General features: G+C 37.9%; 11 protein-coding genes. 5 read left to right on the forward strand and 6 right to left on the reverse strand.

The window, feature by feature from the left end:
• The first annotated feature begins 24 nt into the window (after positions 1 to 24).
• Both ftsH and BM107_RS06220 read left to right on the forward strand, forming a co-directional pair.
• Positions 25 to 2040 carry an ATP-dependent zinc metalloprotease FtsH gene (ftsH, locus tag BM107_RS06215; protein ID WP_090981335.1) on the forward strand — a complete coding sequence of 672 codons (2016 nt, stop codon included), beginning with the start codon at positions 25 to 27 and terminating at the stop codon, positions 2038 to 2040.
• A gap of 64 nt (positions 2041 to 2104) precedes the next feature.
• Entirely contained in the window at positions 2105 to 2749 is a 645-nt protein-coding gene (locus tag BM107_RS06220) for a LutC/YkgG family protein (protein ID WP_090981337.1), read from the forward strand.
• On the opposite strand, the gene BM107_RS06225 is transcribed toward BM107_RS06220, so the two are convergent.
• Both BM107_RS06225 and BM107_RS06230 read right to left on the reverse strand, forming a co-directional pair.
• Positions 2742 to 3752, reverse strand: a complete 1011-nt coding sequence (locus BM107_RS06225; RefSeq protein WP_134204441.1) for a hypothetical protein — start codon at positions 3750 to 3752, stop codon at positions 2742 to 2744. The genes BM107_RS06220 and BM107_RS06225 overlap by 8 nt on opposite strands.
• Positions 3753 to 3817: 65 nt before the next feature.
• Positions 3818 to 4411, reverse strand: a complete 594-nt coding sequence (locus tag BM107_RS06230) for a hypothetical protein (RefSeq protein WP_090981341.1) — start codon at positions 4409 to 4411, stop codon at positions 3818 to 3820.
• Positions 4412 to 4657: 246 nt separating this feature from the next.
• On the opposite strand from BM107_RS06230, the gene BM107_RS06235 reads away from it, so the two are divergent.
• The 3 genes from BM107_RS06235 to BM107_RS06245 all read left to right on the forward strand — a co-directional run bounded on the left by BM107_RS06235 (position 4658) and on the right by BM107_RS06245 (position 8340).
• Positions 4658 to 6532 (forward strand): sensor histidine kinase, encoded by a 1875-nt coding sequence (locus tag BM107_RS06235; protein WP_090981343.1) that lies wholly within the window; start codon positions 4658 to 4660, stop codon positions 6530 to 6532.
• On the forward strand, positions 6532 to 7185 hold the full coding sequence (locus BM107_RS06240; protein WP_090981345.1) for a response regulator transcription factor: 654 nt from the start codon (positions 6532 to 6534) through the stop codon (positions 7183 to 7185). Before BM107_RS06235 ends, BM107_RS06240 begins: the two co-directional genes overlap by 1 nt.
• A 78-nt stretch (positions 7186 to 7263) precedes the next feature.
• Positions 7264 to 8340, forward strand: coding sequence for a 3-oxoacyl-ACP synthase III family protein (locus tag BM107_RS06245; protein WP_090981347.1), 1077 nt, complete (start codon positions 7264 to 7266; stop codon positions 8338 to 8340).
• Here the strand turns inward: BM107_RS06245 and BM107_RS06250 are convergent.
• The 4 genes from BM107_RS06250 to BM107_RS06265 all read right to left on the reverse strand — a co-directional run bounded on the left by BM107_RS06250 (position 8337) and on the right by BM107_RS06265 (position 12337).
• Positions 8337 to 9824: a tetratricopeptide repeat protein gene (locus BM107_RS06250; protein ID WP_090981349.1), complete on the reverse strand. Its 1488-nt coding sequence runs from the start codon at positions 9822 to 9824 to the stop codon at positions 8337 to 8339. The genes BM107_RS06245 and BM107_RS06250 overlap by 4 nt on opposite strands.
• Before the next feature lie 171 nt (positions 9825 to 9995).
• Positions 9996 to 10739, reverse strand: coding sequence for a zinc ribbon domain-containing protein (locus BM107_RS06255; RefSeq protein ID WP_090981351.1), 744 nt, complete (start codon positions 10737 to 10739; stop codon positions 9996 to 9998).
• Positions 10739 to 11836 carry a Nif3-like dinuclear metal center hexameric protein gene (locus BM107_RS06260; RefSeq protein WP_090981353.1) on the reverse strand — a complete coding sequence of 366 codons (1098 nt, stop codon included), beginning with the start codon at positions 11834 to 11836 and terminating at the stop codon, positions 10739 to 10741. Before BM107_RS06260 ends, BM107_RS06255 begins: the two co-directional genes overlap by 1 nt.
• Positions 11837 to 11950: 114 nt before the next feature.
• Positions 11951 to 12337: a TM2 domain-containing protein gene (locus tag BM107_RS06265; RefSeq protein ID WP_090981355.1), complete on the reverse strand. Its 387-nt coding sequence runs from the start codon at positions 12335 to 12337 to the stop codon at positions 11951 to 11953.
• Between the last annotated feature and the right edge of the window lie 3 nt (positions 12338 to 12340).

The following is a 12340-nucleotide window of genomic DNA, read 5'->3' on the forward strand; positions in this document are numbered from 1 at the left end:
ATAGAACCATTTTGACAAAGACAAATGAACGACAATCAAAATAATAACGAAAAACAGGGAAGAAGAATCCCAAACATTCCTAAAAAACCACAAAAAGGTTCAAAATTTAATATTTTCTGGGTATATGCGGCCATTATTATAGCCATTATTGCTGCACAGTTTTTATTTACTACCGATGGAGGTAAAGAGGTAACCTACCAGAAATTTGAACAACAAATGTTGCTAAAAGGCGACGTGCAAAAAGTTGTTGCTTATAAATCTGATGATTTAGTGCGTGTAGAGGTATATATCAAGAAAGACAGCCTGAAAAAGCCAACATACGATCCATATAAAGGCAACAGCACTTTTAACGTAAATAATGCGTCAGGTCCAGTTGTGTTTTTCAATGCCGGAACGATGGATGGACTGGATAAACAACTTGCCGATTCGCAAAAAGACCTTCCAGCCAACCAACCAAGGATATTGGCAGAAAAAACCAGCCGCAGCAATCCGTTGGCAAGCTGGTTTTTAAGCATCATTTTACCTGTATTGCTTTTAATCGGTTTCTGGATTTTTATGATGCGCAGAATGGGTGGCGGTGCTGGTGGTGGTGGCCAGATTTTCAGTATCGGAAAATCTAAAGCGACACTGTTTGACAAAGAAAGCCAGGTAAATATCACTTTTAATGATGTTGCTGGTTTGGAAGAAGCTAAAACCGAGGTAATGGAAATTGTAGATTTCCTTAAAAACCCAAAAAAATATACCGATTTGGGTGGAAAAATACCTAAAGGTGCTTTATTGGTAGGTTCGCCAGGTACAGGTAAAACTTTATTGGCTAAAGCTGTTGCCGGCGAGGCCCAGGTTCCTTTCTTTTCTCTGTCAGGATCTGATTTTGTAGAGATGTTTGTTGGAGTTGGTGCATCCCGTGTTCGCGACTTGTTTAAACAGGCAAAAGACAAATCGCCTTGTATCATTTTCATTGATGAGATTGATGCTATTGGTCGCGCCCGTGGTAAAAACGGTGTTATGGGTGGAAATGACGAACGTGAAAACACCTTAAACCAGCTTTTGGTTGAAATGGATGGTTTTGGTACCAATACACATGTGATCATTTTAGCAGCAACAAACCGTGCTGATGTTTTAGATAAAGCCTTATTAAGGGCAGGTAGATTCGACAGACAGATTTACGTTGATTTACCGGATGTTATAGAACGTAAACAGATTTTTGAGGTACACATTGCGCCGCTTAAAAAATCGGAAGAGCTTGATACCGAGTTTTTAGCTAAACAAACGCCAGGATTCTCAGGTGCAGATATTGCAAATGTTTGCAACGAAGCGGCGCTAATTGCAGCACGTAAAAACAAATCATCGGTTGATAAGCAAGATTTCTTAGATGCTGTAGACAGAATTGTAGGTGGTTTAGAAAAGAAAAATAAAATCATCACCCCGAGCGAAAAACGTGCAATTGCGATTCACGAGGCTGGCCACGCCACTGTAAGCTGGTTACTGGAACATGCTGCGCCTCTAGTTAAGGTTACAATTGTTCCGCGCGGACAAAGTTTAGGTGCAGCCTGGTACCTTCCAGAAGAGCGCTTAATTGTTCGCCCTCATCAAATGCTCGACGAGATGTGTGCAACAATGGGTGGTAGGGCAGCTGAAAAAGTAATGTTTGATACTATTTCTACTGGTGCGCTTAGCGATCTGGAGAAAGTAAACAAACAAGCGAGAGCAATGGTTACCATTTACGGATTGAACGATAAATTAGGAAACATTACTTATTATGATTCATCTGGTCAGAACGAGTACAATTTCTCAAAACCATATTCTGAAGACACCGCTTTAACTATCGATAAAGAAATTTCAGCATTAATTGAAGGCCAATACCAACGCGCAATTCAATTATTGGAAGAAAATAAAGATAAATTGATCCAGTTGGCTGATATCCTGATCGAAAAAGAAGTTTTATTTAAAGACGATTTAGAAGTGATTTTCGGTAAAAGATTATTCGAAAATCAAGGAGAAAGCGGAAATCCCGGACACATTAAGCCCGTTGAAGCTTAAATAAATAATTTCTATTATTACATTTGCTACCCTGGTTTAACCATTAGGGTAGCTTTTTTTTATAATGAAGGATAATACGACAGCGAAAGAACAAATACTGAAAAAGATAAGGAAAGCACTATTAGAGAAGCGCGAAAATCCCTATCCTAATTTAGAAGAAAGTCCATTGTATAAAACAAATACAGATGAGCTTGAGATATTATTTGCCGAACAGCTTACGGCAATATCCGGTAATTTCATCTTCTGCGAAGACGGGATCGACTTTTTTGAAAATATGCTGCATCTGGCTGATAAGTTTAAATGGCGAAAAATATACTGCTGGGAACCAGAGCTACAGCAGTTTTTAAGCAAATACGAATTTCCATTTTACCAAACCGATAAGGATTTTGAGCAAGCTGAAGTTGGTATTACCCTTTGTGAAGCCTTAATTGCCCGTAATGGAAGCGTAATGGTAACTAACCAGGGCGCTGCAGGACGAAGGCTCAGCATCTTTCCACACCATCATATTGTGATTGCTAAGACCAGTCAGTTGGTTTTAGATCTTAAAGATGCCTTTTTGTTATTGAAGAACAAATATGGCAGCCAAATCCCATCCATGATCAGTAATATTACTGGACCAAGCAGAACGGCAGACATCGAAAAAACACTGGTTTTGGGCGCTCATGGCCCCAAAGAGCTTTTTGTGTTTTTAATTGATGATTTTAGTTAAGGCCTTGCGTTTCATATCTTTTTCCGCTTGCCTTTGCGGTATATTTTAAAAACCCCACAGCAATGCCAAATCTTACCCATGCATATTTATCCTTAAAATAAATATTGTAAGGGTCTTCTCCATAATATCCAGCAGCTAACATAAATGCAGTTTGGCGCATCCAAGAGAGTGAATAATATCCTGTAGCCTCAATATTTAATCTTCTTTTAACAGCTAACAAGTTGTAATGAGCATATTTATTTATCGCATAAGATGCTTCCAGGTTCCATCTGAACTTCTCTTTATTTAGCCAACCTTTTTGATCATCCTCTTTTTTAGACGATCGCTTACCATTATCCTCCTGATCAGCATTAGTGAAAAGATCATAGAAATAGGAATATTTCCGATAAGAAAAACTATAGCTGAGCCTTGTAAAACCATAATCTCCCTTTATCACGTCATCGAAGTCAAACAGCCCGTTTGATTTAAATTCTAGTTGATGATTTGTTGATGATCTCATGATATTGCTATCCATTTTAACTTTGCCCCAATTGTATCTCCCGTAAATGTAATTCGTAGAAAAATCCCAATCTTTATAATTTAGAGTACCCACAACTGGCCTATGAGTAGTATCCTGCCCGTTTGAGTGATGCATAAAACCCAATGTTGCATATTTATAATTATTTTCATCAGCATTTAACCGGTAATAAAAAGAACCTCCTATTCTAAAATCTGGGGTATATACAGGCCTAGACTTCATATCAAGCATCCTAATGGTGAAGTCTGGTATTAATGCAGCAGCAAGCCTAGATCCTTTTGTTCCGAGGATCATAAAAGAAGTACTTAGTCTTGACGTAAATATATATTTATTCTTTGACCCAATTTCGCCCAGAGGGGCAATATAGGATAGTGGATGATTTTGTCTGTAAAAATCAACGTATCTTAAATTAAGATAGCGTATATTCTCTGATCTGACGGAATCCTGATCTTGCGCTTTGACGCTGTTGCAGATAAAAATTATCAACGTAATGAGGGCGAACTTTTTCATGTTTATTTTTTGAGAAGATTACTGGATAAAGAACTTTGTTATCACCTTGAACAAATGTTTTCTATAATAGCACCAATTACATAAGGTGGTTCTTTGTAAGCTATTTTGAGATCAATATCGCTGCTAGGATGTATCAATCCTATCCTATGGGCTGTTTCATGGGCAATTGTATTGGCAATGCTAGCTGCATTACGATGTCTTAGCGGAATTCTGTTTAGTAAAATCGGACCATTTGCCGTGCCATCATAAGCAATGTTATGATAAAAAGCATAACGAAACCACCCGATCGCGCCACCATAAGTTTCTATATACTCACCATTAATTTCTTTTCGCATTTTATCCACGATATCTTTCGCTACCAATCCTTTCCAGGAATTTTCATGGGGTCCGTTGCCAATACTATCTTTTATATAATTTTCAAGTTCGGTTTCGAACATTTGAGAATAGATGGCATTGATCGATAATTTAACTGCTTTTTCATATTCAGGGACTTTTTTACAAGGAATTTTAGAAGATGCGAAAGAAACTACTGCTCCGCCTACGGTAGTGTTTACTGGCGGAACAATGCAGATTTTTGCACATGAAAAATAGAATAAGGCTATTCCCGTTAAAAAGTAAAGTGATTTGTTTTTCATAATAGCATAATTTAAATGACAAATAATAAATAACTACCTCGAATGCTCAGGCATCTGCCTGTCTACGACAAACTCGAAAAGAACATTTGTTAAGGAATGTTTTATGTTTTAAGTGGTTTGGTTTGATGTAAATGTAATTGATAGTCCAGGTAGTTTATATACCCTTTAACCGGTATATTCAGTCCCTGTTTTATATCTTATATTTATAGAAATATTAACCGCAACTTTTCGACAATTCGCTCATCAATGAATAAATTTTTCCTGATAACTGCATTATTATTGACAGCCCGCTTATGTGCTGCACAACAGGGAAATCCTATTTTAATTGATACGGCCAAAAAATTCAGTATCAGCAAACATGGATATTTTTATGAGGACAAAAACCTAAACCTGACCGTCGACTCTATTATAAAATATAAGCAGGCCGGTAAACTAATCCCTTTAAAACCTGGAAAAGTTTTTAGTAAAGGTTACTCGCAGTCTTATTACTGGATCGCCTTTGACATAAAAAACATGCTTAATCAGGCTGTAAATCTGATGTTTAAGGAACAGAGTTCGAGCATCAACCAACTCCGGTTATTTAAAGTAGATGAAGGGCAAAACGTTCATCCATTAGGTTTAACCGGTGATCATTTCCCTTTTAAACAACGGCCGTATTACAACAGAAGCTTTATTTATCCAATTGTACTTTTGCCCCATGAGAAAGCGACCTTTTATTTGTGGGCCGATAAAAGGGGCCAAAATATGTATATGCCGATGTCTATCGGACGCGACGTTGATATGATACAGGCAGAAATTCCGCAGCACACCTTATTTGGATTTTATACTGGCATTTTTGTTTTTGCAGTGATCTTCAATCTTTTGCTTTTTGCTTCGCTCAGGGATAATATCCATTTATACTATGCGATTTATATTTTTTGCACACTAATTTTTATCCTGGAAGAAGAAGGGCTGGCTTTCCAATGGTTTTATCCAAATTTGCCCGGTTTACAGGATTATATGCGGTTAATGATGGCATCATTAAGCTGTGGCCTGTTAATTCAGGTAATGCAGCTGTTTGTGAATCAAAACAGCACAAACAGTAAATTATACCGTTTTACAAACTATTATAAAAGATTCTGCTGGGCCATGTTCATCATTCCGGTATTTATGTTCTTTAAATCCTTTATTATTTTAGAAAAAACGGTTTTTTACATCAACAATTTTCTTGCACTCCTTACGGTAATCGTGATGATCATTGGTGTGGTAGAAAGAATAAGGTCAGGCTATAAGCTAGGCTGGTATTATCTTATTGCCACGTTGATGTTATTGTTTGGCGTGTTTAATTATGTTTTTAACACTTTAGGCCTTACTAACTTTAATTTATTAAAACCAAACGGTTTAGTAGTAGGTTTAACGGCCGAAATCATTTTTCTTTCATTTGCACTAACACAACGTTATAATTTCCTTAAAAAAGAAAAAGAAGTCTTACTCGAAGAAAAAAGCAGGCACCAGGTTGATCTGGCTGATGGTATTTTCAATGCTCAGGAAGATGAAAGAACGCGGTTGGCCCGCGATTTACATGACGACCTGGGCGGAACACTGTCCATCATCAAGTTAAATATTACTGCTTTTCAACACAAGGTTTTAAAACTTGCCGAAAATGACCGCATATTTTACGATCAAACCATTGACATGATCGAAAAGGCCTGTGCAGACTTAAGAGAAATATCGCATAACCTGATGCCAAAAAACTTTGAACAATTTGGCCTGATTGAAACCTTAAATGAACATTTTAAAACTTTAAACCATTCTGGTAAAATTGCATTTGAATTTGTTTTTCAGGTAGAAAATCCTATTGATAGGGGCATTGAGATTACCATATATCGTATAGTTAATGAACTGGTTAATAACATCGTCAGGCATTCCTTTGCCTCAAAGGCAACTATACAGATTTTATCATTTACCGACCGCATTAGTATTATGGCAGAAGATAACGGCATTGGCTTCAATCCCGATGTAGATAAAAAGGGCTTGGGCATCCATAATATTCTATCAAGGGTAAATTATCTTAACGGTAAAATCCAGATCGATAGTAATCAAAACGGCACAACTACAACAATTGATATTCCGCTAAAATAATGGACACAATACAACAACGCCCTATAACAATTATGATTGCAGATGATCATAAACTTTTTGCGCAAGGCCTATCTGCAATCCTTTCCGGACAATCAAACTTTAAGGTAATCGGAATGGCCGCAAATGGAAAAGAAATTTTGCACCTGCTCAATCACCAGCTGCCAGATGTTTTAATCCTCGACTTAAACATGCCCGTTCTGGATGGTGAAATTGCTGCGGAGAAAGTAACTCAGCTGTTTCCTTCTGTGAAAATAATGGCATTGTCCATGTATTATACAAGCAAACTATCAGCTAAGCTTGAGAATATAGGCGTAAAAGCATTTGTACAAAAGGATACCAATGCAGAAACCCTGTTTGAAATAATAACGGGTATACATCAGGGCAAAAAATACTTTCAAAAAGCGAAAACTGATGCACTTGCCTCATCCGTATTTAACGATGGTGATCATTTTCAAAAAAGCCACAACTTAACAGCCCGTGAAATGGAAATACTAAAACTGATAAGCGAAGATTATTCCTCACAACAGATTGCCGAAAAACTATTTATAGCCTTGAACACGGTTGACACCCACCGCAAGAATATGGCACAGAAGCTAAATGTAACCGGAAAAGCAGGGTTATTGAAGTTTGCGCTTGAGAATAAGCTACGCTAAATTTTTATTTATTTTCAATTACCGAAGATAAATGGTATTTTTATACTACATACCGTTTTAGTATGCGGTATTATAATTATGAGCAAAGCAATAAATACGTTAATAACCGGTACTGGGAGTTATATTCCACAAAATATTATTTCAGGTAATGAATTCTTGAACTCCACATTTTTTGAGAATGGAAATGTACTTGAAAAAGAAAATTCAGAAATTATTCATAAATTTTCAGAAATCACAGAAATTGTAGAGCGTCGTTACGCTTGTCCTGATCAGTTAAGTCATCACATCGGCGCAAAAGCAGCAGAAAATGCCATTGAAAATGCAGGTATTGATAAAGAATCCTTAGATTATATTATATTCTGCCATAATTTTGGAGACATCCCTTTGGGCAGTAACCGCACTGACGTTCTGCCATCTTTAGCCTCAAAGGTAAAACAACGACTTGGTATTCAAAATCCAGACTGCGTTGCTTACGATATCATCTTTGGTTGTCCGGGATGGATTCAGGGTGCAATACAGGCTGATTATTATATTAAAAGCGGAGATGCCAAACGGGTTATGGTTATTGGTGCAGAAACCCTAAGCCGGATTATTGATCCGCATGACCGTGACAGTATGATCTTTTCGGATGGCGCCGGAGCCGTGATATTCGAAGCAGAAGAAGCAGCCGAAAAAAGAGGGATATTGGCCCACAAGACAGAAACGCATGCACTTCATCATAGTAACTTGCTCACCATGGGTAAAGGATCTAATCCTGATGAGACCAGCGGAAACTTATACCTGAAAATGAATGGACGCAAGCTATACGAATTTGCGGTAATCCAGGTTCCGCAGGTAATCAAAAAAGCTATCGACAAAGCAGGTTTAAGTGTTGATGATATCAATATTGTATTTGTTCACCAGGCCAATGGCAAAATGGACACTGCGATCATGAAACGTTTGTTCAAACTTTATGGAAAAGATACCGTACCAGAAAACTTAGTTCCGATGACGATTTCGTGGTTAGGAAACAGTTCTGTTGCCACGGTACCAACTTTACTAGACCTGGTATTAAAAGGACAAGTTAAAGGCTATAATGTTAAGCCTGGTGATGTAGCGGTATTTGCTTCAGTAGGGGCGGGCATGCACATTAATGCTTTTATATACCGCTTCTAATTGGCCAACCGCTTTAACCCGGCCTTGGCCTGGTTTTCAATACTGCTTTCAAACTCATGGTTTTTCATGGCAATCGCAGTATTGAAAGCCTCTTTTGCTTTCGCTATATTTTTCCTTCTCTCATAAATCTTACCCATTTGTACAGCAGCGTTCGCCGCAAAATAATATTTCAGGTTTCTACCTTCATCAATCGTTTCCTGATAGGCGGTTAAGGCCTGATCATCTTTCCCTAAATCATCGTAAATTCTGCCTAAACGGTAATGGAGTTCTGTTCTATCTCTATCGCTGGTGTAATCTGTTGCCTTCTTGCTATCAATTACCTGTAAGGCCCTGCTTAAATAACCACCATCAAACAACAGTCTGGCTTTTAACAAATCAATGTTCGGTACTGCTGCCGAAGCCTCTGCTTTAGCCTGCTTATCCTTTTCCATGTAAGTGTAGCCATTTTTAACTGCCCTGGAGGCAAATGCCGCATATGTTCCTTTATCTCCTTTCAGAAGCGCAACCCATCCCAGATGAAGGTAGGCGTCTTTAACAAAGTTTACGCCCTTTGTAGTCTGCAAAAACCGGTTAAAATAGGTGCCTGCATTCAGATCAAGTTTATTTAAATGTGCAATTCCTTCCAAATAATCCAGATAAGGAAAAGGCTGATAAACACCTCCCTCTGGTCGTCTTGCTAAAATAGAAATTGCTTCTTCACTATGCCCGTTTTTAATGCAAACATAACTCTGCAGATAACTTTTTAACAAACTGGTATCGGCAATCCGTTCGGTGTAACTCATGGTTTTGGCATATGCCTGCGGGCTATGCGCCACATCGGTTAAAACGTAGGCATAATAAAACACCACTTCTTCATAAAAAGGTTCGTAAGATGATTTTGGCAGGTTATCAGCCAATTTTTCGAACATATTCAATCCGCTCTGCAGGTTTCCCTTAATGCCGAATGTTGAAAGTGCTGTTTTTAAAGCCCCGTCAGGAAGATTGCCTAATACTGCGTTAATCAATCCCAAACCTTTTAAGTTCAGGTGAAAATTTGGAAACTTTTTATTATTATCCTGTAACAGATTGTTTGCTCTTTTAACTTCCATGGCGGCATTAAAATATTCACCAAAACGGCCTCGGATGAGCGCCCATTGCAAATTGATTTCTGCCTGCGCATACAGGTAGTAAGGCGAATTTTTATCATCATCGCTTATCTGATCCAAACGTTTAGATTTATTTCCTTTCAAACGGTCAAAATCAGCCTTGCTTTCTGAAGTAAGTACGGTAAAATAATCAACATAATTTTCCAGAAGCGGAATAATGGAATTATTGGGATGCTGCTTTTTTTCGGTAGAGATATAAGCCCTCGCATTGCCCAACTTCAATTCGAATATGCTTTTATAAGCATTTAAGCAGTTGCTGTTAAAATCGAAATTTGCAAGTGAAAACAAAGGGGAGAGGAGCAGGAGAAACGTTACGTAAAAACGGAAATTTTTATTCATCAGGGATTCTATTTCGGTTTGGTTCTATGCTGCAGCAATCGCTCACATTCAAACAAATATCTACACTAAACGATAAAATCATATTCTTGTTTTGAGTAAGGCCAAGAAAATAGCCTTAAACAAAAAACGTCCCGATTAAATCGGGACGTTCAAATACTTTTATTATTTAGCTTAAGCCTCTGCTACTTCGTGTGTTAGCGCTTCATCAACCAAAATACGACCACAGTGTTCGCAAACGATAATTTTTTTACGTTGGCGAATATCTAACTGGCGTTGCGGTGGAATCTGGTTAAAACATCCGGAACAAGAATCACGATCAATGGTTACTACAGCTAAACCATTCACTGCATTTTTGCGTAAACGTTTATAAGCAACCAATAAGCGTTCTTCGATTTGAGGTTCCGCTTTATCTGCTTTCTTTTGTAAATCCTGCTCCTCTTTTTCAGTTTCGGCAGTAATTACATCCAGTTCTGCTTTTTTAGCTTCCAAATCTTTTTTTCTTCCATCTAATTCGGCTTTAGCAGCTTCATAGATTTCAGTTTTTGAAGTGATTTCGAAACCATGTTCTTTAATTTTCTTTTCAGAAACCTGGATATCTAAACCCTGAATCTCAATTTCTTTGGTTAAAGCATCGTATTCACGGTTATTTTTAACTTCTTTTAATTGAGAATCATATCTTTTGATGGCAGCCTGCGCATCTTTGATTGTATTTTTACGCGTTACGATCGAATCTTCAAGATCATCAAGCTCACCTTTAATTTTTGCAATTCTAGTTTCCAGTCCTAGAACGTCATCCTCAAGGTCGGCAACTTCCATCGGTAACTCGCCACGTACTTGGCGGATTTTATCAATTTTCGTGTGGATATTTTGTAATTCGTATAAAGCTTTTAGCTTTTGTTCTACGGTTTGTTCCATTAAAACAAGTAATTTATGGGGTTTGTATTTTGCTCCGTTAAACGGATTGCAAAGTTAGTAAATTTTTTCTGAATAATTTCAAGCAATAAATTTGAGGTAAATTGTTCAGTTTCAAAGTGTCCGATGTCTGCAATGATCAATTTTTCTTCCGCGTCAAAAAACTCGTGGTATTTAAAATCTGCGGTAATAAATGCATCGGCCCCGGCAGCTATGGCTTCTTTTAACAGGAAGCTTCCCGAACCTCCGCAAACCGCAACTTTCTTAATCCTTTTGCCAATTACTTCTGTATGCCTAACCACTTTAGCCTGCATCCTATCTTTCACCAGATGCAGAAAATCATAAGCATCCATATCGTATTCCAGCCAGCCTACCATACCCGAACCCACCAGCTGATGCTTATTTTCGAGTTTATAAATGTCGTAGGCCACTTCCTCGTATGGATGGTTTTCAAACAAAGCAACGAGGATTTTTCGTTCAGCCTGGGTAGGGTAAACCATTTCGATCCGTATTTCGGCCTCCCGGTGGCGAACACCTTTTTCACCAACAAAAGGGTCGGAATCTTCATTTCCTTTGAATGTGCCAAAACCATCAGCGTTGAAACTGCATTCGCTATAATTACCAATGGTACCTGCACCAGCATAAAACAATGCCGACCGCAGTTGCTCAGCCTGGGCCTGTGGACAATAAGTAACCAATTTCTTCAACAGCCCTGCTTTTGGCGAAAGTACTTTAGTACCTGTTAAACCTAAACGTTCACAGATCCTAGCATTTACCCCGGTATGAATACTGTCTAAATTGGTATGAATGGCATATAGTGCAATATTATTCCTGATTGCCTTTAAAACCACACGCTCTACATAGTTTTTACCATTAAGCTTTTTTAGTCCTTTAAAAACTATCGGGTGATGGGTAATGATCAAATTGCATCCTGTCGAAATGGCTTCATCTACAATTTTCTCTACACAATCCAAAGCCACCAAAGCAGCACGGATTTCCATGTTTGGATCCCCCACAATTAAACCAGAGTTATCATAGTCTTCCTGATAATTAAGCGGAGCGATGCTTTCTAAATAATTGGTAATTTCAGCTAATTTCATTCGATAAATATAGAAATTTCATTGTTTTCTTTTTTCTGTCATGAAAGTTCATTAAACAAAAAAGTCCGCATCCAATTTATTTGGATACGGACCTAAGTATTGAGATTAATTATCTTAGAATTTTCCCGCTTGTTGGAATCCACCTCCCATTCTTACCATCTGTAAGCTTTCGAAAACCATTTTCTGGTTGTATTCAAAAGCAAGTGTTTTGTGGTTTACCACATCGATAATCGAACCGATAAAGCATAAACCGGCAGTTAAAAGGTACAAAATACCCATACCGATCTGGCCTATGATAAACCTTTGCAAGCCTGGAACAGCAAACAATCCGATTAAACAAAAAATCAACATATCTGATGGATTTTTTCTTTTGCTGCTGTAAACCATCAGGAAATTACGTAACTGCTCTTCAGTTAAACCGGTTGTGGCTTGTTGTAAATATGAGTATTCCTCTGGTGTTATACCTGGTAACGACATTAGAGGTGATTGAAATATATCCATGGT

The organism is Pedobacter suwonensis, from assembly GCF_900111825.1.
GTDB lineage: Bacteria > Bacteroidota > Bacteroidia > Sphingobacteriales > Sphingobacteriaceae > Pedobacter > Pedobacter suwonensis.